Source organism: Pelagibacterium sp. H642 (assembly GCF_031202855.1).
Classification (GTDB): Bacteria; Pseudomonadota; Alphaproteobacteria; order Rhizobiales; family Devosiaceae; genus Pelagibacterium.
This window is the reverse complement of sequence record NZ_CP101829.1, coordinates 3383889-3405606: the sequence shown is the minus strand read 5'-3', so window position 1 is coordinate 3405606 and position 21718 is coordinate 3383889. Positions and strand designations below refer to the sequence as shown.

At 61.0% G+C, this 21718-nt stretch carries 17 protein-coding genes and 1 pseudogene; 7 read left to right on the top strand and 11 right to left on the bottom strand.

Features of this window, described 5'->3' with window-relative positions:
* Positions 1-185 precede the first annotated feature (185 nt).
* From NO934_RS17005 to NO934_RS16990, 4 genes and pseudogenes are all read left to right on the top strand, one after another.
* Positions 186-572, top strand: coding sequence for a hypothetical protein (locus tag NO934_RS17005; protein WP_309161172.1), 387 nt, complete (start codon positions 186-188; stop codon positions 570-572).
* Positions 527-1909 (top strand): AAA family ATPase, encoded by a 1383-nt coding sequence (locus tag NO934_RS17000; protein ID WP_309161171.1) that lies wholly within the window; start codon positions 527-529, stop codon positions 1907-1909. The genes NO934_RS17005 and NO934_RS17000 overlap by 46 nt, the downstream gene beginning before the upstream one ends.
* 13 nt (positions 1910-1922) lie before the next feature.
* Positions 1923-2087: a hypothetical protein gene (locus NO934_RS16995; RefSeq protein ID WP_309161170.1), complete on the top strand. Its 165-nt coding sequence runs from the start codon at positions 1923-1925 to the stop codon at positions 2085-2087.
* Between the two features lie 192 nt (positions 2088-2279).
* Positions 2280-2581, top strand: a pseudogene (locus NO934_RS16990) (transposase); the annotation flags it as partial.
* Between the two features lie 214 nt (positions 2582-2795).
* On the opposite strand, the gene NO934_RS16985 reads toward NO934_RS16990, so the two are convergent.
* The 7 genes from NO934_RS16985 to NO934_RS16955 all read right to left on the bottom strand — a co-directional run bounded on the left by NO934_RS16985 (position 2796) and on the right by NO934_RS16955 (position 12885).
* The gene (locus NO934_RS16985) at positions 2796-6359 is read right to left on the bottom strand and encodes an autotransporter domain-containing protein (protein WP_309161169.1); all 3564 of its coding nucleotides are present in this window, start codon (positions 6357-6359) and stop codon (positions 2796-2798) included.
* A complete protein-coding gene (locus NO934_RS16980; protein ID WP_309161168.1) occupies positions 6353-6751 on the bottom strand; it encodes a PHP domain-containing protein in 399 nt (132 codons plus the stop codon). The genes NO934_RS16985 and NO934_RS16980 overlap by 7 nt, the downstream gene beginning before the upstream one ends.
* 10 nt (positions 6752-6761) lie before the next feature.
* On the bottom strand, positions 6762-8537 hold the full coding sequence (locus NO934_RS16975) for an ABC transporter ATP-binding protein (protein ID WP_309161167.1): 1776 nt from the start codon (positions 8535-8537) through the stop codon (positions 6762-6764).
* Between the two features lie 60 nt (positions 8538-8597).
* Positions 8598-10145, bottom strand: a complete 1548-nt coding sequence (locus tag NO934_RS16970) for an ABC transporter substrate-binding protein (RefSeq protein ID WP_309161166.1) — start codon at positions 10143-10145, stop codon at positions 8598-8600.
* An 88-nt stretch (positions 10146-10233) separates the two neighbouring features.
* Positions 10234-11136 carry an ABC transporter permease gene (locus tag NO934_RS16965; protein ID WP_309161165.1) on the bottom strand — a complete coding sequence of 301 codons (903 nt, stop codon included), beginning with the start codon at positions 11134-11136 and terminating at the stop codon, positions 10234-10236.
* Positions 11133-12056 (bottom strand): ABC transporter permease, encoded by a 924-nt coding sequence (locus tag NO934_RS16960; protein WP_309161164.1) that lies wholly within the window; start codon positions 12054-12056, stop codon positions 11133-11135. Before NO934_RS16960 ends, NO934_RS16965 begins: the two co-directional genes overlap by 4 nt.
* Entirely contained in the window at positions 12049-12885 is an 837-nt protein-coding gene (locus NO934_RS16955) for a metallophosphoesterase (RefSeq protein WP_309161163.1), read from the bottom strand. The genes NO934_RS16960 and NO934_RS16955 overlap by 8 nt, the downstream gene beginning before the upstream one ends.
* Before the next feature lie 136 nt (positions 12886-13021).
* Between NO934_RS16955 and NO934_RS16950 the strand changes: the two genes are divergently transcribed.
* The gene (locus NO934_RS16950) at positions 13022-13756 is read left to right on the top strand and encodes an HAD-IA family hydrolase (protein ID WP_309161162.1); all 735 of its coding nucleotides are present in this window, start codon (positions 13022-13024) and stop codon (positions 13754-13756) included.
* Between the two features lie 9 nt (positions 13757-13765).
* Positions 13766-14638, top strand: a complete 873-nt coding sequence (locus NO934_RS16945) for a MurR/RpiR family transcriptional regulator (RefSeq protein ID WP_309161161.1) — start codon at positions 13766-13768, stop codon at positions 14636-14638.
* Positions 14639-14647: 9 nt separating this feature from the next.
* On the opposite strand, the gene NO934_RS16940 is transcribed toward NO934_RS16945, so the two are convergent.
* From NO934_RS16940 to NO934_RS16925, 4 genes are all read right to left on the bottom strand, one after another.
* Positions 14648-15103 carry a transposase gene (locus NO934_RS16940; RefSeq protein WP_309161160.1) on the bottom strand — a complete coding sequence of 152 codons (456 nt, stop codon included), beginning with the start codon at positions 15101-15103 and terminating at the stop codon, positions 14648-14650.
* Between the two features lie 42 nt (positions 15104-15145).
* Positions 15146-18772, bottom strand: coding sequence for an autotransporter domain-containing protein (locus tag NO934_RS16935; RefSeq protein ID WP_309161159.1), 3627 nt, complete (start codon positions 18770-18772; stop codon positions 15146-15148).
* A 164-nt stretch (positions 18773-18936) separates the two neighbouring features.
* Entirely contained in the window at positions 18937-19101 is a 165-nt protein-coding gene (locus NO934_RS16930) for a hypothetical protein (RefSeq protein ID WP_309161158.1), read from the bottom strand.
* Positions 19102-19168: 67 nt separating this feature from the next.
* Complete coding sequence (locus NO934_RS16925) at positions 19169-19369, bottom strand: hypothetical protein (protein WP_309161157.1); 201 nt, start codon at positions 19367-19369, stop codon at positions 19169-19171.
* 683 nt (positions 19370-20052) lie between these two features.
* Between NO934_RS16925 and NO934_RS16920 the strand changes: the two genes are divergently transcribed.
* Positions 20053-21615, top strand: coding sequence for a winged helix-turn-helix domain-containing protein (locus NO934_RS16920; protein WP_309161156.1), 1563 nt, complete (start codon positions 20053-20055; stop codon positions 21613-21615).
* Positions 21616-21718: the final 103 nt, after the last annotated feature.

Sequence of the window (21718 nt, the reverse complement as noted above, 5' to 3'; positions counted from 1 at the left end):
AGGCTGACCGCGCCTTTTGACTGACACGCCTGACCTGAACCAGTCGCCTTTCCTTCAGCACTGCCCTCCGATCCGCCACCTCTAGCTGTGGCCGTGATCGGCCATCCCTGCTTCCAGCATCATCACCTGCTCCACACGCCGTGGCGCGGGATAGGATGATTATTGCCGCCGACCAGGACTTCCCCATGAGCGAAGACACGACCCTCGATTACCTCACCGATCCTGCATGTATGCCTGGCTCCAGCAGTACGCGCATGGCTCCGGCTCAGGTTCTGCCCAGGCTTGCCTTGGAAGAAACCCTGACGCCCGCACAAATGCAGCGGATCAAGAGCAGCACCGGCATGATGCTGCTCATCAAGGTGCCATCAGAAGATTGGATCATGCCCCTTGAAGAGTATCTTGCGACCGACCAGCCGCTTGGCTATCTGCAGTTCTACCTCAAGGACGGCAGCGGGAGGCGCCGGCTCAGCAACGCCGGTTATGGGCTCCAAACCTTCCTTGAGTGGATCGCCTCAGGAAAACCGTGGTGGCCATCGCTCACAATCCTTCAGTCGACTTCCCCAGGGAGGTGATCTCGGCGGTTGATCTTACCGTCACCCTTGGCCCGCCATCAGCCCGGCTGGTGGCGCGCGCCATCCGGGCGGTAACCGGCAAGCGCGTCCGCCCGCTGCCAGATGACATCGCTGCAAGGCTTGGCTTCGTGGATCTGTGCGCCGCCATCCGCTCGGGATCGACACCAACCCAATGCGTGGCCCGGCTCCAGCGCGCCGCAAGGGCAAAGACGGCAATCGAGGCTGTCCCAGTGGACGTGCCCCATATCAATGATCTCCATGGCTATGGAGAGGCCAAGGTTTGGGCGCAGGCGCTTCTGGACGACCTCTCGCTGTGGCGCGCCGGTCAGATCGCCTTTACCGATATCGAAAGCCGCGCCGTCCTCGAATCTGCTCCGGGACTGGGCAAGACCACCTTTGCCCGTTCCCTTGCCAGATCGGCCAACCTCCCCCTGTTCGCATCCTCCGTCGGTCAGTGGTTCTCCGGAGGAGGCAAAGGCCATCTGGGCGATGTGATCAAGCAGATCGATGAGGTGTTCGGCGCAGCCGCCGCTGCGGCGCCCGCCATCCTCTTTCTTGATGAACTCGATGCCTTGCCCGACCGCCGCACGCTCAGCGACCGGGCCCGGGAATGGTGGACATCTGTGGTCACCCATGTCCTGACCAGGCTCGATGGCGCAGCCTCGGCAACAGCCCAGGACCTGATCATCGTCGGCGCCACCAACTATCCCGAGCGGCTCGATGACGCCCTGCTGCGCCCCGGCAGGTTCTCCAGGGTGATCCGCATCGGACTGCCCTCCTCTGTCGAGCTTGTGGGCATCTTTCGCCAGCATCTGGGATCCGACCTGCCCGATACCGACCTGACGCTCCTGGGCCAGTTGGCCACGGGCGCTACCGGAGCCCATGTTGCAGGCTGGGTCAAAACCGCCCGCCGGCGGGCCCGCCAAGCGCAAAGGCCGCTGCACATGGGGGACCTCCTCGCTCTGGTCGCTCCCGAAGAGACGCGCCCAGCCGAGGAGGTCCGGCGCGTTGCCGTCCATGAGGCCGCCCACGCGGTCACCGGGCACCTGCTCGGCCTGCCCCCGGTCACCGAGATCTCCATTGTGCGGCGCGGAGACATGGGCGGCTATTCTGCCTTGGAAGACGATGTCTCAACAGTCCTCACCTGCAGGGACCTCGAGGCCTTTATCCAGATGCACCTGGCTGGACGCTGTGCCGAGATCGCCTTCTTCCGTGAGGCTTCCTCGGGCGCTGGCGGTCACAATGGTTCCGATCTGGCACGGGCCACCCAGCTTGCCACCGCCATCGAGACCAGTCTCGGCCTGGGCGACAGCCCTCACCTTCCGCTCCGGGCATGATCAGGCGCGTCTCTTGCTGTCCAGCGACGTTCAGCTGCGCGCAAAGGTTGAAGCAAGGCTTCAGCGGCTCCATGAGCAGACGCTCGATCTGGTCTGGACCGAGCAGAGCCTGATCAAGCGGGCTGCCGAAGAGCTCATCGCAAAGCGGTTCATGGGGAGAGTTTCCGGCGACTGGTGACGTGATAAATATCCTCTGACGCAATGCCTTAACTTGATCAGCGGACAAGGCACTTAAACAGGAAAGCTATCCTGCCATCGCCCACAGAAAGCCTCCCAGCTTCCCTCCGCACGGCACGGCAACTTTTTCGCCCCGAGGCTGTGTGAAAACCTTGATCATGCTATGATCTGACACCTGCTTCGGGGGAGTCGGATGGGACGATTTGTCGAGGCTGCAGATCGAGGTCAGGCCAGCTTTTTGCCGGCCTGTCTTGAGGATTATGTCGATCCGGATAACGCCGTCCGCATCATCGACGCCTTTGTCGATGAATCGATCTGGCCGAACTCGGGTTTGCGCGTGTTCAGCCGGCATCCACCGGTAGGCCAGGCTACGCGCCGGGCACGATGCTCAAGCTCTATGTCTATGGATATCTGCATCAGCTGACTTCGAGCCGGAAGCTGGCGCGAGAGGCAGGTCGCAACATCGAACTGATGTGCCTGATTGGCAAGCTGGCTCGCCGGAAGGAAATGCAGCGCTTCTTCGATCTGGACCAACGCTATGGGGGATCTTCTGGCTTAAGATGTACCTGCTCTGATTGAGCAGACTGAAGCGATTCCGTTCTGATACCAGGCTTCGCTGCAGGCAGCTGCCACACTTAAACCGGTGGCGGCTATTTCGGGGGTGAAAATTCTAGCCGGTCACTCAGATGATCCGCACATGTATCTATCATCAGAACCTCACGCTGAGATCGGCCTTGAATCCATGGTCCTGCGCGTCCGATGCGATCTGTCCCTGGTAGGACAGGCCGAAGGTGGCATCGGGTGTCAGGTTGAGATCAAGGCCGGCTTCGATGACAGCGGCATCGCCCGCGATGGGAACACCGGCAATGGTGAAAGCATCTCCGCCTGAAAAGGCATGCGTGCTTTCGGGTGTCGTGTCGCCAAAGGCGTGCCGCCAGCCCACCGTGCCACGTAGCGTGGCGTCCATGGTGCCCAGCGTCATCGCGTGCTCGCCGCGCAAACCAAGCGTTGTGAAGGTGACGTTGGTCGAGCCACTGTCCACCGAGAGCACCGCAGCACCACCCTGTTCGGCAAAGCTGTCGGTGTGCACGCTCACATGGGCGAGATTGGCGAAGGGCTCGAGCTGTGTACCTCCGCCAAGCTCAATCCCGTATCCCAGTACTCCGAACGCCTGGAAGGTGCCGGCGGAATAGTTCCCGGTCAGACTGTCGGTGAGGCGTGGAATAGAGACAGACCGACTGGTGTCGATTTCGTGCCAGCTATAGGCCGCTCCTGTACGGAAGGCGAGATTGCCCCACTCGGTACCACCATAGAGGCCGAGATGGTAATTGCTGCTCGATCCCGACGAGGCGCGATCATCGGCATCGAAGCGCGAATGGCTGTAGCCGCCCAGCATGCCAACCCGCCAGTCGCCAACCATGGTGTCAGCCCCCACCAGGACACCGCCGGTGGTGCGGTCAAACGAAGCTGCATTGCCGTCGCTGTCGGTTGAGCCCCACGAGCCAAAGCCATGGCTCCAGACCACCGGTCCTCCATGATCGGCAGCGACCAGCAACGGCGTCTCCCCCGGGCCATAGGCCAGAACCGGAGCATCGGAAGCCCCCACGGTTGCAAAGGCCGCACGGATACGGTCATTGGCAGCATTGCGCACAAACCGGCTGTCCTCGATCAAGGCCGTCCGTGCGGACGCATGAAGCTCGCCGGAGAGCGCATCGAAGGCCAGTCCCACAACATCTTCGGGCAGATGGAGGACGGCGTCGAACACGTCGTTGCCTTCGCCGAGGCTTTCCACCCCATCGGCCGTGGCGATCTGGTTCGGTGTGGATGCGGCATCCCGGAACCTCATCGGATCACCTGGATCACCTGGATCACTCGGGTCACCTGGATCACCTGGATCACCTGGATCACTCGGGTCACCTGGATCACCTGGATCGCTAGGATCATCTGGGTCACTCGGATCACCGGGATCGCCTGGCTCACCTGGCTCACCTGGATCTTCGGGGGCCGCCGCACGCTCCAATGTCAGATGAACTTCACTGGCATCCTCGTCATAGTTCAACGTGGGAACGAGGAACGCGTAGTTGTGCATCACCTCATCCTCGAAACGGCCGACCAAGCTGTCGGCCGCCAGAATGGTATACCCGTTTCCGGTCTCGAAATCGCCATCATAGGCATCGACACGGACCGTACCTGCCAAAGTGGCCGTGCCCGTTACATTGACGCTATCCGCCAGGCCATTGGAATCGTCGGTCTCAACGTCAAAGAATGAGCCGGCCAGAAATGTCAGGTCACCAGCGACATTCAGCGTACCGATGGAATTGCCCGGTGCCAGAGTGCCGCCATCTTCGATTGTCGTGGCCGAACCCGATGAACCGACCGTACCCGTACCGCCCAGTGTGCCTCCGTTCACCACGGTAACGTCCCCCAAAATGCTGGCGGAGGAAAAGCCCGCGCCGCCCACGACGAGAGTGCCGGCCTGCACGCTCGTGCCGCCGGTATAGGTGTTCGCGCCGTTCAGCGTCAGCGTCCCGTCGCCGGTTTTGATCAGCGAACCGCCCGTACCGCCGCCAATAAGGCCGCCATCCTGAATAACGCCGCCGATTTCGCCGTCGTCTCCCAGCGCGCCGACGGCGAGTTCGTTGCCGCCCAGATACACATCGCCGTCACCCGACAGCGAGCCGATGCCCAAGCGACCCGATTGCCCCGAAAGGTCGACATCGCCGCCCGCGTGGTTGACGATTATGGCGCCGTCGGCGGCGCTGTTGCCGAGAAAGCCTACCTCACCGCCGCTTTGGTTGATGATCGTGGCGTTGCCGACGGCGCTGTTGCCGACAAAATCGACGGTTCCCCCTTGGTTCTCAAAAGTTGCCGATCCAGCCGAAGCGTCACCTTCAAAGCTAATGGAGCCGTAGTTCGCAATGGCGGCACTCCCGGCAGAAGAAGAAGAGTAGAAACTCAAGATGCCGTCGTGAACCGTTATGTCTGAAGTCCCAGCGCTGCTGGTCCCATCGAAGCGGAGTCTGGTCCACGTGCCCCCGCCATCGACAACAACAGGGCCAGTGCCCAGCGCACCATCGGCCTGTACCTCCAGCATGCCTTGAGCAACTGTGGTGCCGCCCGTGTAATCGTTCTCAGCGGTCAGGATGAACTCGCCCATGCCGGTTTTGGTGAATTTGCCATTGCCTGTAATCGTGCCCGCATAGGTTGTGGTTGTGTTCACATCCTGGTCGACAGTCAGATTGCCGGTTCCCAGCGCAACCGTGCCTCCGGTGCCGGAAAGCTGTGACATGGTGAGATTGAAATTATTGAGGTTCAGCGTGCCGCCATTGACGATATAGGGCGTGTTTTGGGTGAAAGCATCCACATTGCTAGCGGCCAACGCACCGTCATTGACGATTGTCGTGCCCGAAAAGCCGGAATTGTTCCCCGTCAGTGTCAGCGCGCCCGCGCCGGCCTTGGTGAAAGCACCATTGCCGGTGATCGTGCCGGCGTAGGTGCTCGCGCTCACCTGATCGAACACCACGCCCGGCGTCGCGCCGGAAGCGGGGGCGAATGTCAGGTCACCGCCAAAGCTGTCGGTATTGCCCACCAGAGTTCCAGCCGCAATCGTCCAGTCTTGATCGCCAGTTCCTTCAAGCGTCCAACTGCTCGCGCCAGTTTTTTCGAAGGCCGCGAAGCCGATGAATTCGTCCGTGGCGTCGGTTCCGGTATCGACAAGCTTGCTCACATCGAAGGTACTGGCGGTATCGCCGCCGAGCGCAAGGGCGTTGCCGGCGCCGCCGGCCACGACATCGCCGGTGAAGGCATAACCGTCGCGCAGTTCCAGGGTGTTGTCGTTGCCCATGAGTTCGACGGCGTTGGCCTGCACCTTATTGGCAGCGTCGGCGTGTCCACTCACCCCACCTGCAATGCTGCCTGCGTTGACGATGGTGACGTTGTCGTCATGCACCACCACACCGGCACCCCCCGCGCCTGGCGTTCCGCCACCGGTTATCGCCCCGCCATCACCGCCCGCAATGGTGCCGAGGTTTTCCAGCGTTCCACCACCGGCGCCGTCGACAAAGACGAGCCCGGCACCGGCATTCCCAACGGAATCCGAGGGGTTTGACGAGTACCCGCCATCGCCACCAATGGTGGCGGCACCAGCCGCATTGGTGATGGTACCGCCATGAGTCATGAGGCCATGCCCGCCTTGGCCGCCGCTGTTTGCATCACCACCGGCACCGCCTTCAATTGTGCCAGAATTGTGCACGACGCCATTGTTGGTCAGCACCCCGGCCCCTCCAGCCCCCCCGGTGCCCCCGCCGTCACCGCCATCACCGCCGTATATGGCGCCTGCGGTGTCGAGAAGTCCGCCACTATAGAGGAATACCCCGCCACCGCCGCCGCCGCCGGTGGTCCCATCGCCGCCAGCGCCTCCGGATATCGCGTCGCCATCGAGAACCTCGGCGTGTGCCGAGTCATCAACGTTGCCGCTTCGCGCGTATCGGTCAGCGGGAAGTCGTACTGCCGGAGAAAATGATCGGTGATCGCGAGAAAGTCGTAGCCGGCCGCCCGATAGCGGCGGCAAACCTCCTCTGGGGATAACGCACCGTCGGACCGATCCGAATGGGTGTGGAGGTTGCCTTTGAAGAACCGACCGGGCGCAGAAAACGTTCTAAGCATGACTGTCCTTTCAGGCCACCAGCACCAAATGGTCCTCGCCGACCTTCCGATAATTGGGGGCCGCTGGTTGGTAGCCAACCGGATGGATTGGGGAATAAAGCGGCTCTGCGCGCGGCGGCTCGGTCCGACGCCTGGCCGGATCAGGGCTGGGAACCGCCGACAGCAAGGCCTGTGTATAGGAATGACGTGGATTGCCGAACACTTGCGCGCGGGGCCCGATCTCAACGATCCGGCCCATATACATGACCGCGACGCGATGGCTCATCTGCTCGACGACACCCATGTCGTGGGAAATGAAGAGGTAGGAAAGCCCCAACTCGACCTGAAGCTCGCGCATTAACTCGATGACCTGTTTCTGGATCGAAACGTCGAGGGCCGACACCGCCTCGTCGGCGACAATGAGCTTGGGGGAAAGACTGAGTGCCCGCGCGATACATAGGCGCTGGCGCTGCCCGCCCGAAAACTCATGCGGATAGCGATTGAGATGAATATCATCCAGACCCACCCGACGCAGCAGCGAGACGATACGGTCGCGCACCGCGCTGCCCTGCTCGATCCCGTGCACAACGAGAGCTTCAGCGATCTGGTCATAGGCAGTGAGCCGAGGGTCGAGCGCTGCGTAAGGATCCTGGAAAATGATCTGCATATCGCGACGCCTGTTCCGCAGGCGGTTCGCATTAAGTGAGAGAATGTCCTCGCCCTCGAGCGAGACCGCACCCGAGAGAGGATCGACCAGTCGCAGAATCGAGCGACCTGTCGTCGACTTGCCGCAGCCCGATTCACCAACAAGGGCAAGCGTTTCCCCCCGGCCGATCGAGAAGCTGACATCTTCGACGGCATGGACATTGGCGACATGCCTGCTCAATATGCCTTTGCGGATCGGGAAGCGCGTGACGAGATTTTCGACCGACAGAAGCGGCGCACGCGCTTCATCACCCCCCATTCCTAAGGGCAATGTGTCGTCGGCCATTTGGCCAAGGCGCGGTACCGCTGCCAGAAGTTCACGCGAATAGGCCGCGCGGGGGGTTACAAAGAAGCTCTCGACATCGGCTTCTTCGACCTTCTTGCCATGACGCATGACAACCACGTGATCGGCGATCTCGGCGACCACCCCCATATCGTGGGTGATAAACAGCACTGCCATACCGTCCTCACGGGCAAGAGTGGTTACGAGATGCAGAATCTGGGCCTGAATGGTGACGTCGAGTGCCGTGGTCGGTTCGTCGGCGATCAACAGTTGGGGCCGGCACGCCAGTGCCATGGCGATAACGATGCGCTGGCGCATACCGCCTGACAATTCATGCGGGAATTGTCCAAACCGCCGCCTGGCCTCGGGAATGCGCACACGCTCGATCAGGGCCAAGGCCTCGGCATCGGCCTGTCGGCGGTCGAGCGACCGGTGAACGCGCAGAACCTCGGCGATCTGTTCACCGACCGTATAAACAGGATTAAGAGCACTCATCGGTTCCTGAAAGATCATTCCGATCTCGTTGCCCCGAACCTCGCGTATAGCCCGATTGGGCGCGGATGCCAGGTCTATGGTGTCCCCGCTACGCCGCACGAAACGTATCTGGCCGCCCGTATGCGTGCCCCCGCCAAACCGCGTCAGGCCGAGAACCGACAGGGCCGTGACCGATTTACCCGATCCCGACTCGCCCACGAGTGCGACGCATTGGCCCGGGGCGACCGAAAAACTCAGCCGGTCGACCGCCGTGATCGGTCCATTTTCTGTTTCGAAGGCGACCGAGAGATCGGTGACCGAGAGTAGCGGCGCTATAGCGTTCATGGTTCGCTCCCAATCGTGAGGCGCCGGCAGGAAACGCTCCCCGCCGGCGCGGTGTGAATATCAATCCTCGATCGAAATCGACCCGGCCCGGAAATCGAGCACATAGGGGATGTGGCCAGGCAGCGGCCTCCAGTCGAGATCTGCCCGCATGCCATAGGATTCGTAGGGCTGGTAAAGCGGGATCACCGGCATTTCTTCTTTGACGTAAGCCATGATCTCAGCATACGCCGCACGACGCTCCCCGATATCTGTCGAATACCGGAAGCGGTTCCAGAGAGCTTCATACTCCCCGTTGGGCTGCCAGGTATTGCCGGTGCGCGCTCCACCTGGAGCCCACATCGTACCAAACGAGCCGGCCGGATCGGCAAAGTACATCGGATTGGACCAGTTGCGACTTTCGATCTCGCTCAATTCACCCCAGGACTCGGTGACGTTGAGATTCATCTCCACGCCGACTTCGGCCCACATCTCCTTGATTGCCTGAGCGGCAAGCAGACCGTTCGTATAATAGACGGCATCGGTATCGTACCGGATTGGGGTTCCGTCGTAGCCGGCCTCGGCGAGTAGTTCGCGCGCCCGCTCCGGATCATACTCGTAGGTGTCAAGCTCGGGCATGTAGAGTTCGCCATATTGAGGGAAAGTATGGCTGGAGGGCACGACCGCTTCACCGAGCCAGAGCGCCTCGTTGAGCAGGTCCCGGTCGATGGCCAGGCTCAGGGCCTGCCGGATGCGAGGGTCTTCGAGCTTCGGGTTGAGGCCGTTGAAGATGACGACGTGGAACAGGGGTGTCACAGCACCCTCGACCTTTAGCGCGGGGTTGTTTTCAATGGTTGCGATCTGATCGGGAGGAACATTGGTGATGAGATCGACTTCGCCATTGTTGAGCGCGGTCAGGCGTGTAGCCATTTCCGAAATGCGGCGCATTTCAAAACCCTCAAGCGGCGCCTGTTCCCCGTAATAATCCTCGAAGCGCTCGTAGGTGACCGTTTCACCGGGCTGGAAATGGGTGATCTTGTACGGGCCGGTCCCCACCGGGGCGAGACCAAAGGCGTCAAAATCGCTCAGTTCGGCGGTGTCGGAATCTCCTGTCAGACCCAGAATATAATCCTTGGGCACAATATAGCCCTGCGAGGCGTTAAGGAGCGTTTCGAACAACGGCTCGGGCTGGTAGGTCGTGAACCGCACCGAATAGGTATCAATCGCCTCGACCTTCTCGAAATTGTCGAAGAACTGGGTGTGGATGGATTCATAACCCGCGGTCATGTCGTGGATAATGCGCTCGAAGCTGAACACCACGTCTTCGGCGGTCATTTCGCTGCCATCGTGGAACTTAACGCCCTGGCGGAGTTGGACCTCCATCGTCGTCGGCGATGTCTGTTCCCAGGCAGTGGCCAATCCTGGAGAAAACTCCGCCTCCGCCTTGGTATAGTCCTTCTGAATGAGGGGATCGAACGCATTGACGTAAAATTGCGAACCGACATTGGAGTGATCCATGCCCGGGTCGATTTCAGTCGCCATATTTTGGGCGCCAACCACAATCTCGGCCGCCGAAAGCGCCGATGTCGAGAGCAGGACCGTGCTCATTGCGAGAAGAATGCGATTTTTCATAACCAACTTCCTTTGGTTTTTTGGACACAACGAACCCATCCGCAGGAAGCGGTCAAAGCCTACGGATCGGTATTTTAGAACTGACGAGCTATTTCAGGCGGACATCGAGGACGTCCCGTAACCAGTCACCAATAAGAAGGACAAGCAATGAGACCACCATGATGACCAGCGAGGGTAGGACAGCGATCCAGGGATAGGATGCGAGATATTCGCGGCCATTACCCACCATCGATCCCAGCGTCGCAGTCGGCGGCTGCACGCCCAGCCCGAGGAAAGACAGCGTCGACTCCGCCAGGATCAGGCCCGAAAAGGCCATGGTCCAGATAACGACAATGGGAGAGGCGATGTTGGGCAGGATGTGGCGCAACAGAATGCGCCATTGCGGTATTCCGGCCGCGACCAGGGCTTCGACAAAGGGCAGTTTGGAAACCGTCAGCACCTGAGCACGTCCGATCCGGGCATAGCTCTCCCAGCCCCCAATACCTAGGACGCAGATCAATACCGGAAGGCTGTTTCCGACAAAGGCGATGACCAGCAGGACGATCAAGGTGAACGGCACGGCGATCTGGATGTCGACCAGCGCCATGATGAACGCACCAACTTTGCCGCGTAAATAGCCGGCTATGATCCCCAGAGTGGTGCCGATAATAAGGCTGATAAAGCTGCCGATCAGGGCAATCCCCAGCGTCAACCGCAGCCCATACAGGGCACGCGAAAGCACATCGCGGCCTAGCTGATCAGTTCCGAGAAGATGTTTGGAGTCCGCCCCTTCCATGCCGATTGGCGGCTTGAAGCGCGCGAGAAGCGTTTGGGCGTCCGGATCGTACGGGGCGAGCCATGGAGCGAACACCGCGACCAGTACGAGTACGGAGAAAGCTACAAAACACACGCGCATTCCGAGTGGCGTCTTGCGCAGGAGGCGTCGGAACGAGGTTCTAAACCCGCCCTTGCGCGACCTGGATACGGGCATGGGAGGGGCGATATCGGTCATGATGCGGCAACCCTCACGCGCGGATCGATAACTGCGTACAGAAGATCGACAATGAGGGAGACGATGACGACGAGGGCGGCGATGAATATGACGCCGAATTGGAGTACCGGATAATCGCGCCCGATGGTGGCAAAGACGATAAGCTCGCCAACACCGCGTGTTGCAAAAATCGCTTCAACCAGCACGCAGCGCGCCACCATGCCGGCCACTTGCAAGCCTATGACCGTCACGACCGGAACGGCGGCGTTTCTCAACCCGTGCTTGCCGATGACCATGTGCTCGGGTAACCCTTTGGCGCGTGCAGTGCGCAGATAGTCCTGCCCGAGCACATCGAGCATGGCATTGCGGGTGAACCGAACGATCTCGGCCAGCATCGGCAGCGCCAGGACGATGGCCGGCATGAGGAAATGCAACGGCGTTCCGGTGCCAGAACTGGGCAGCCAGTGGAGCTGAAACGAGAACAGCAGGATCATCAGTATGGCGAGCACGAAATTGGGTGTCGCATATCCTATAAAAGCGATGGTCATGATCGCCGATCCCACCGCCCCCTTGCGGTCGAGCGCGGCCGCGATGCCGAGCGGCAGGCCCGCCGCAACGGCCAGCACCATAGCATATCCGAACAGCGCGAGCGTGTTGGGCAACCGCTCGGCATAGATCCGCACCACCGGACGCTTTTCCGAAAGGCTGGCGCCGAAGTCCCCGGTCATCAATCCTGCGATGTAGTGGAAGAACTGCGCCAATAGCGGCTGATCGAGACCGCGCTCGACGGCGACGCTGCGCATGATCTCGGGCGATGAACCGGGCGGCACCATGAATTCGACAGCATTGCCCGACAGCCGAGTGGCAAAAAAAACGGCAATGATGACGACCGATATCGTGATCAGGCCACCGATTGCCCGCTTGGCCAGATATTCAGCCATGACCGCCCCCCTGCCCGCGCACCAGCCAGCCGCTTTGACCCGACGGGCGGAATGGCACCTGCACATGGAAGGGGTCATTGCCGTAAACGGTGGTGCTGAGCGCGCCCTCGGCAATTTCGATTAAGCCATACGCCTCGGCATGATCGGGCATAGAGGTGAACCGCTCACTCATCGACTGGATCGTCACGTGACGGAGACCGTTGATGGTGGAGATGGTGTTCCAATGCACATGACCGGAGAACCAAGCCGCGACCTTTCCGGTGCCCTCGACGGCCTGACGCACACGGGCATGATCGGGATAGGTGGAGTACTCCGGTCGCGTCTCGAAATAATAGTTGCCCGTTTGGGCATGCCCCGAAACAGGCACATGGGTCGCAACGAGAGCCGGACGTTCGTCCGCCTCAAGCGTTGCAATAAGCCAGTCGAGGTGCTCGCCAGTGGCACAGAACCCTACACCACGGGTGATGTGCACGTCGGGCTGCCAAGCAATGATTCTGACATCGGCCAGCGTCGTGATTCGACTGGCCATGGAGTATTCGAAGATATCTTCACTTTCGGCTTGGGCCAGGTTGACCACATCGTGGTTGCCCAGCACGTGCATGCGCGGCAATCGGGTTGACGCGAAAACCTTGGCCACTTCTCTCATGTGGCGCACGTCTGCATCCCGGTCCACATCGGAAATATGATCGCCCAGATCGAGCACGAGATCAGCCTCGATCCCCTCCGCCCAGGTGAGGAAACGCTCAAGCACCGGCAACCCATTCCAGCCTTCCAATTTGTTATGGGACTGGGGACCGTGATGAATGTCGGTGACAACGGCAATCTTCATAGAGGCATCTCCGGCGTTGGTTATCGGACCGATACCGCCGCACCATGACAGTACAATGAATTTCACTCAAAATATGATGTTGACATATTGAGCTTTCCTCAATTACAAGGACGGGAATTGCCTTGGAGCCATCATTTTGACAGCATCGATCCCACAAGCTTCGGGCTATCTCATCGACATGGATGGCACCCTGCTCACCGGCGACACCCTGTTTCCCGATGCAGGCTGGCTGCTCGAAGCCGTCGCCGACCGGTTCATGCTTGTTTCCAACGATAGTGAGCACACTCCCCTCCAGCTCTCCCGGCGCCTTACGCGCCTCGGCCTGGTTATTGCGCCCGACAGAATCGTCCTGGCCGGAACGGCGGCGATCGATATGATCGCGGACACCTGGCCCGGATCGCGTCTGCATTTGCTGGGCAGCGCCGCCATAAAGACATATGCACTGCAGCAAGGACTCGAGCTTGCCGAAGAGAACGTCGACACCGTGCTTGTGACCCGCGACCGCCTGTTCACCTATCAGCGCCTGGCGCAGGCTGCGGCCGCCGTTCACGCAGGGGCAAGGCTGATCGTTGCCTGTCCCGATACCAGTCACCCCGGATCTGACGGCACACCCGTTCCCGAAGCTGGCGCGCTGGCCGAAGCGATCATGGCGGCCGCGGGCGTCCGCGATCACAAGATCGTCGGTAAGCCCGAACCCACGTTGTTTCTCGCTGCCTGCCGGCAGCTTGGAATTTCGCCGTCTAGCGCGGTCATGATCGGCGACAACGCGCAAACCGACGGGGTGGGTGCGCGACGCCTCGGCATGCGCTTTTTCCTTGTGGAGAATGGCGATGTGCGCTCCAGTTTCAAGCGCTTGTCCCAAGCGGTTTAGGATGGACTCGTGAGCCAATCGCCCAAGACCAACCCTTCGCTCAGTGGCGTTCTCGACCGATTGGCAGCCTTGGTGCCCGGCCTCCCTCCCACCGCGCGGCGTATCGCTGTTTTCATTACCGAAAACGCGCAGGATGTGGTTCACATGTCGATCACCGAGGTTGCCGAGGGCGCCAGTGCCAGCGAAGGCAGCGTCATTGGCCTGTGTCGACAGCTCGGAGCGCGCGGTTTCCAAGAAGTTAAACTCTCATTGGCGCGCGATCTCGTGCAGCCCATCCAATTCATCCACGAAGATCTCGCGCGCGGCGATAATACCGAAACCGTCATCGATAAGATTTTTCATTCCAATCTGCAGGCACTCCAGGACACTCATAAGGCCTTGAATCCTGAAGCGCTCTATCGAGCTGTCGAAGCGATAAGGGGCGCCCAACGCGTCGAGGTGTTCGGTATCGGCTCTGCCGCGCCGATTGCCGAGGACGCCAATTACCGGCTCTTGCGCATTGGCATCAATTCGCGCGCGACGGTGGACAGTCATGTCCAGGCCATCACGGCATCACTGGCTGGACCCAACGTAGCAGTTTTAACCATCTCCCACTCGGGCAGCACGGTCGAGACCCTCACAGCGACCCAGCTCGCCAAGGAGGCAGGCGCAACGACCATCGCGATCACCAATTTCGGCAAATCACCGCTGCTGGCTCATAGCGATATCGTGCTCAACACGCTGGCCCGCGAGACCCACTTCCGCACCGAGGCCATGACGAGCCGCATTGCCCAGCTTGCGATTGTCGATACGCTCATCGCTTCCCTGGCGTTGGCCGACTACGACCGTTCACTCTCAACGCTAAACCACACGTTCGAGGTTCTCTCCAGCAAGCGTCTCTAGCAACTGTGTCTATGAGCCGATCTGCGGCTGCGATGGTCTGCCCGTTTTAAGGATGGCGTTTGCGATGGTTATCAGCTTGCGGGTGATGGCCACGATAATGAGTTTGTGGGGCTTTCCCCGCTCTTTGAGCCGTCTTGCGATCGGTTTTAGAACTGGGTTGTGACAGGCAGCTGCGAGTGCGGCCTGGAATAGCACATGGCGCAGCGCCTTCCGTCCTCCTGCGATTGCGCGCGTACCCCGCATCGTTCCGCTATCGTGAGACACCGGGGCGAGGCCTGTCATAGCTGCGGCCTCGCCTGCCGTCATACCGAGTTCCGGCATTTTTTCTGCGATCAGCATTGCCGCGGAAACCGGACCGATGCCGGGAATGGATTGCAGGAGCTTTGCTTTGGTGGCGGAGTTCTCTTCCTGTGCGATGACACTTTCAATCCGTCGCTCGATGTCACAGACTTGGGTGTCCAGCATGACCTTGAGGCCTTAATCCATGCCCTCATGCGCGTAACCTGCCTAGAATCGGACGTTCAGGTTTGCCCTAAACCCATGATCGTAGGCATCAGAGGCGAGTTGGCCTTGATAGGAGATGCCGAAGCTAGCTTCCGGCGTCAGGTTCAGATCGAGTCCAGCTTCGATGACTGCGCTGTCCCTGGCGATGGGCGACCCGGCAATGTTGAAGGCGTCGCTGCCTGATAAGGTCAAGGTACTTTGCGGCGTAATATCGCCAAAGGCGCGTCGCCAGCCGACCATACCGCGCAGAGTGGCGTCTGCCTCGCCGAGTTCAAGGCTATGCTCTGCCCGCACGCCAAGGGTTGTAAAGGTCACATCGGTTGTGCTGCTATCGCCGGAAAGTGCTGCGGCGCCACCCTGCTCGGTAAAGCCATCGCGGGAATGATGCACATGGGCCAGGTTGATATAGGGCTCCAGCCTGGTGGCCTGATCCAGATCGATGCCGTAGCCAAGCTCGCCGAAGAACTGGAAGGTGCCGGCGCCGTAATCGGCCGAGAGACTATCGGTGAGTCCGGGAATGGAGACTGAGCGGTTGGTGTCGATATCGTGCCAGGTATAGGCAGCGCCAGTACGGAATGCGATTTCGCCCCATTGGGTGCCACCATAAAGCCCAAGATGATAATTATCGCTCGATCCCGATGAGGCGCGATCCTCGGCGTCGAAGCGCGACTGGCTGTTGCCCCCCAGTATGCCGACCCGCCAGTCGCCAACCGTGGTGTCGGCCCCGATCAGCAGTCCGCCGGTGGAGCGGTCAAGCGAGGCCGCATTGCCGTCGCTGTCGGTCGAGCCCCAGGAGCCGAAGCCGGAGGACCAGAAGACCGGCCCGTCATGATCGGCAGAGACCAAAACAGGTGTCTCGCCCGGCCCATAGGCCAGCACGGGAGCATAGTCGGCGCCTGCATCGCCGAACGCCGCACGGATGCGGTCATTGGCTGCGTTGCGGACAAAGCGGCTGTCCTCGATCAGCGCGGTTTGAGCACTGGCGTGGATCTCGCCCGAGAGCGCATCGAAGCTGGCGCGTATCACGTCCTCGTCGTCGGTAAGCCGGGCGATGGCGTCATAGACGGCGTGACCGGCATCCAACCCGATACTCTCGATCCCTGCGGCCGTGGCTTTTTGATTGCGAGTCAGCGCAACGGAGGCAAAATCGATGTCGTTGCGTTCCAGCTCCAGAGCGACGGTGCCCGCGTCACGGTCATAGAGCAGGCTGGGATCAAGAAAGGCGAAGTCCGAGGTGACACTGTTGAATTCTCCGTCCAACGTTCCCGACGATAGGATCGTATAGGCGGAACGGATATCGTAGTCGCCAGTCGCACCGATATGGGCCACCGATCCGCCATCGAGCATGACGTTGCCCGTGACCTCGACGAGATCGCTGTCTGAACCTTCGGGGTTGACCTCGACGGCAAGGCGCGAGCCGGCGTCGAACACGAGATCACCATCCACCGTCAGCGTGCCGATGGAACTGCCCGGCGCCAGCGTGCCGCCCGAAGCCACAGTCACCAGTGATCCGGCGCCAGAGCCGGCAGTACCAGAACCGCCAAGCGTCGCCCCATCGCGGACATCAATATCGCCGCCGAGCGTGCCATTGCCAGCCGCGTCACCCACCAATAGCGTGCCGCCCGCGATGTTGGTTATTCCGGAAAAGCCGGAACTATCCCCGGTCAGCAGCACCGTGGCGCCGCCATCGAGCGAAAACAGCCCGTTGCCCGATAACGTTCCGCCATAGGCCGTGTCGGTCTCCTGCTCGAAGGTGAGGGCACCATCGGCCCCGATCGCCACGTCGCCGGCAAACCGACCGGCCCCGGTCGTCAGCCCGCCGTGGTCAACCGTCCAATCGAGCGCGGAGGCGCCGTCGAGCGTGAGCGTGCCCGCACCCTGCTTGATCATTGTGCCGCCCGTCCCGTCGAGGCCGGCAATGTCACCGGCGAAGCTGGCATTGCTTGCCTGATCGAACACGACAGTTCCTGCATTGCCGATATTGCCCGAGATCGCGGCGGCGTTTCCGGTCAGAGTTCCGGCCGCGACAAGCGTGTTGCCGTAATCGTTGTTGTCCCCCGAGAGCTCCAGGACTCCCTCGCCCTGTTTGATCAGATCGCCATCGCCCGCAATCACGCCGGACAGACCGAGTTCCGTTCCAGACGCCACGTCGAGGTTGCCCGCTGCATCCAGAGTGACGGCACGATCGCTGACGAAGCTTTCTGTCGTGGCCAGCCTGCCGCCATTGAAGGTCAGCATGCCATCCTCATGGCCGAGACTGGCATCAGAGGACACTGACAATGTGCCGTCCTTCAACGTCCAAGGTGTGATCGCGTCTGTAGCGCCCGACAGGGTCCACGTGCTGGCGCCTGTCTTTTCGAAAGCAGCGAAGCCAACATACTCGTCACTTGACCCGAGCGTTGCCTCAGCCACTATTTTCGAGACGTCAAAAGCATCCTCGGGACTTGTATCCCCGCCAAGAGCAAGCGTACCGGTTGCCTCGCCTCCCCATAGATTCAACATCAGGACATTTCCAGAGAAACTGAAGCCGGCTTGCAGTTCCAGGCGGCTGTTGGTGCCACTCAGAAGAACAACCGAGGCAGTACGCTCGCCGTCAGCAGAGCGGCCACCGATGATCGTGCCGGCATTGATTATGTCTGCGTTTCCAAAAGACACCACACCTGCGCCACCGTCTCCGCCATCGCCGCCCATGATCGTCCCATGATTGGCAAGCGATAGGTCCTCACTCCCATCCACGTAGACGCCAGCGCCACCGCCGCCCTCTTCTTCGCCGTCTCCGCCGTCTCCGCCGGTAATCTCCCCGCCGTTGACAATGGATACGCCCTCACTTCCGCCCACAAAGACGCCGTGCCCCCCGTGCCCTCCATCTCCGCTCAGGCTCCCGGCTGGGCCGCCATTGCCACCGTCACCCGCGAGGATTTGGCCGGTGTTGGTCAAGTCGAGTGTGCCCGAGACGTAAATGCCGTCGCCGCCATCGCCGCCATTGCCATCCGCGCTCGCAAGAGCTGCTCCGCGCCCACCGTTGCCGCCCTCCCCGCCGGCAATCAAACCTGATCCTCGGCTATCGCCTTTGGTATTGATGATATGGACGTCTTGGGTCCAAATAGCCGTACCACCGTCGCCTCCGTCTCCCCCATCCCCGATAGCGTTGCCCGGGGCACCGGCGGTTCCGTTATTACCACCTTCGCCTAAGCCGGGATTTGTGGGCCCTGAAGCTGGACCATCTGACCCTGTGTTCTTGTCCCATCCCGCCATACCGGGCGTTCCTCCATTGCCAACCGAACCACCCGATCCTGCGATCCCTGCGCCGCCCCCAGCGCCGCCGTCGCCGCCGTTGCCGCCGTCGCCGCCTGCAACATAGAAGAAATTCTCAAGAACAAGGTTTGTATCGGTCGTGATGATACCGTAGCCGCCCTCGCCGCCCTCGCCGCCGGGGCCCGAATCACCGCCCTCGCCTCCATTTCCGCCGTTTCCGCCGCTGCCACCAGGATTTCGGGTATAGCCTCCATAGCCGGCTGAGCCTGACGATCCTTCGACGAAATTGCCGTTGCCGCCGTCGCCGCCGTCACCGGCGTAGCCCCCATTGCCCCCATTGCCCCCATGCCCGCCGTTGCCGCCTGCTCCTCCCACACCTCCAGAGCCGCCGGCGCCACCCCATATTCCCGCTGTATTGGTTAGCGTAACTTCAGAGGCGCTGATGATGACGCTCGACCCTCCGGCGCCGCCGACGCCACCGACGCCTCCATCACCGCCATTTCCGCCATTTCCGCCGTTTCCACCGTAGCCGGGGTCACCTACATTGCCGCCATTTCCGCCAGCTCTGCCTGTGCATGAGAAGGTGGTACAGAAATATCCGCCGTCGCCGCCGTCGCCGCCGTTTCCAGCGCGGCCGCCATTTCCGCCGTTTCCACCGTAGCCACCCGAACCGCCGATTCCACCAGCCCCGCCTGCCGCACCATCGCCCCCCTATCAGGAGCTGTCGATGACCATGCGAATCTAAGGGGATGGTGTAGTCTCCGTTGTCTGTTATTTTGGCCACGCCTGCCGCCGACCCGCCTGCGCCTCCGGTGCCACCATTCCCGCCATGGCCTCCATCCCTACCGTCACCCCCAATTCCTCCGTTCGTTCCGTCATCTCCAGCCCCACCGTCACGTCCCATGTTACCGCCGGAACCGTTGCCACCGTTGCCGCCATAACCACCATCCTGCCCCGAGCTGCCTCGGCCACCGTTGCCGCCTTGGCCGCCCGTACCGCCGACGGTTGCAGTAGGAGGAACGACCGTGCTGCCCCAGTCCGGAGTATCGGGTGAAACACCTGCTCCAGCCTCCTGTCCGTCCGTGCCATCTCCCCCGATGTCAGGTCCATCGATGCCGTCCGCACCATCCTCATCGTCATCTGCCGAACCTGGTTCGGCACGATCCGGATTTTCTCCTGCCGTTCCCTCACTGCCAGGTTCGCCGTCGTCCCCCGGGCCCGACAAAGACTGAGCATGCGCCTCGCGGCCAACACCTGTCAGGCCAACATTGGCCACAACGGTGGCAAATGCGATCAGCAGCCATGTCCCAACGATTGCCAGAAACGCTCGCCCGTCCCTTTTCGCTCCTGCCGGTCGCTCTCCAAAACCAGTCCAGCCCATTATTGCGCGGCCCCCTCATGTCGCCTCAGACACACAGCACGGGCTGTCGTTTCCGAGTTGCAACCCGCATTGCGATTCAAATTTGAGGGGACTGTAGCAAAACACTCTCGCACCAGTATTTGGTTGAGCCGGATTCGGCCATTTCGGCGGAATTGACTTTCTAAAATTTCCCTGCCTCAGGAATGACGTTCTACAGGCGGGCCGGATTGGACATCCGGGAGCGCACCGGGTTACCCATTGATCTGTTTCGGCTTTCCTGGGGGCAGTGGAAATCATGGTGCGCTATAACGATCTGGTCTTTGACCCCGACATGCTCAGCGCCGAGCATGACGATGGTCGCACCATCCGCTTTACCCGCCAGGAGCGCGCGCTGCTGTTGCGGTTGGTCCGGGAACCGCAAGCCCTCGTGAGCCGCGGGCAATTGCTCGAAGCGCTGGGTGGAAGCGAAGCCAGCCTGACCGAGCGCAATGTCGATTATCTCATCAATCGCTTGCGCAGCCGGTTGGGCGACAGCGCCCGCGCCGCACGCTTTATCGTCACCCAATACGGCGAGGGCTATTATTGGGCGCCCAATCCGGTCAACAGCGAACCGCTAAGCGGTTTTCTGCTCATCGGGCCCATCTTCGGGCATGCAGACCTGCAGGCACTCGCCAGTGGTTTTTCCGATCAGCTCAAGGACGAGATCGGCAAGGTTTTGGATGGGAACCGTAAAATCCTTATCTGCCCTCACCACCAGGCCGCGATGGGTGACCGGCTCGATTTCACCCTCGAGGTCAGCGCCCATGCGGACGCCGACATTTTGCATCTGGCGCTTGTCCTGCGCGAGGGCCGGACATTGCAGGTGATTGAACGGTTTCGCCGGGCCTGGTCGCCCAGAACGGACAAAAGCGCGGATCAGGCCAGAGCGCTGGCAAGCGTCATCACAGAAACGCTCTGGCGCCATGAAGCCGATATCGCCGGGAACCAGGCCAACCCCACCGACCGGCCGGCGCATCTGCGCATTCATGACGCGGCCATGATGCTCACCGACGACACCAGAAGCTGGAAGGAAAACGCAAAGCGCCTGCAAGCGGCCTACCAGGCCGACAAGACCAATCCGCGCCACGCCGTCATGCTGGCGCTCAACCATTATACGCGGCTGCTGCAAAGCCTTGGGGAAACCCCGCCACTCTCAGGCGCCGACTGGACCGCGCTCGAGAACGAGATCGAAGCGCTGGCGTTGCGCGCCTTGCCCGATGCCCATGGCAATCCTGATCTGCTGCTCGCCATTGCCAAGCTGGTGCGCTTTATCGACAGGGGATTTCTCGATCTCGCTGCGCGGCTGACCGATGAAGCGTTCGGCCAAAGCACAGCCTTTGCCGCCAGCTTTTCCATGAAGGCCCAGATCGCCGCCAGCCGAGGCGAGATCGATGCGGCTGCAGGCCTCTATGACAAGGCGATCGAATTGGCCGAGAAGAACTCGCAGTTCCACATCTATCTGGTGATCCTCAAGGCTGTCGCCATGATGGCGGACGACAGACGCGGCCCCCTTGAGCACCTGGCGGTACAGCTTTACGATCTCGAGCCGCGTGCGCAGACCAGCTTGGGCTTGTTCTTCATCTCGCCAAAAGCCAAGCGCCTTGCTGAGCCCCTCGAGCAGGTGCTTGCCGCCATGCCTGTGGCCAAGGCCCAGCGGTTTTCCGACTACCTGTTCCGGATATCGGCCAGGCAATTCCAGCGCCCTTTGCACCAGCGCAATGTCCTCAAAGGGCTAACGACGCATCTCGTGCGCCACCATGGAAGCGAAGCGATTGCACCAGTGGTCCGCAAGAGGTTTCCCGAACTCGTTAAAGGATAGTTGCGAGCCGCATGGCGTAACCGGAACTACCCTTCGGCATTCAGAATTTCGTGTGCTGCGCGCAGTCCCAAATGGATTGCTCCATCCATGAACGGTCGCCAGT

What these genes read in the sequence shown, in the direction of transcription:
- NO934_RS16975 (WP_309161167.1), bottom strand. Translation starts at nt 8,537, where the DNA reads ATGAACGCTATAGCGCCGCTACTCTCGGTCACCGATCTCTCGGTCGCC.
- NO934_RS16955 (WP_309161163.1), bottom strand. Translation starts at nt 12,885, where the DNA reads ATGAAGATTGCCGTTGTCACCGACATTCATCACGGTCCCCAGTCCCAT.
- NO934_RS16960 (WP_309161164.1), bottom strand. Translation starts at nt 12,056, where the DNA reads ATGGCTGAATATCTGGCCAAGCGGGCAATCGGTGGCCTGATCACGATA.
- NO934_RS16940 (WP_309161160.1), bottom strand. Translation starts at nt 15,103, where the DNA reads ATGCTGGACACCCAAGTCTGTGACATCGAGCGACGGATTGAAAGTGTC.
- NO934_RS16980 (WP_309161168.1), bottom strand. Translation starts at nt 6,751, where the DNA reads ATGCTTAGAACGTTTTCTGCGCCCGGTCGGTTCTTCAAAGGCAACCTC.
- NO934_RS17005 (WP_309161172.1), top strand. Translation starts at nt 186, where the DNA reads ATGAGCGAAGACACGACCCTCGATTACCTCACCGATCCTGCATGTATG.
- NO934_RS16920 (WP_309161156.1), top strand. Translation starts at nt 20,053, where the DNA reads ATGGTGCGCTATAACGATCTGGTCTTTGACCCCGACATGCTCAGCGCC.
- NO934_RS16930 (WP_309161158.1), bottom strand. Translation starts at nt 19,101, where the DNA reads ATGGTGCGGCAGGCGGGGCTGGTGGAATCGGCGGTTCGGGTGGCTACG.
- NO934_RS16965 (WP_309161165.1), bottom strand. Translation starts at nt 11,136, where the DNA reads ATGACCGATATCGCCCCTCCCATGCCCGTATCCAGGTCGCGCAAGGGC.
- NO934_RS16970 (WP_309161166.1), bottom strand. Translation starts at nt 10,145, where the DNA reads ATGAAAAATCGCATTCTTCTCGCAATGAGCACGGTCCTGCTCTCGACA.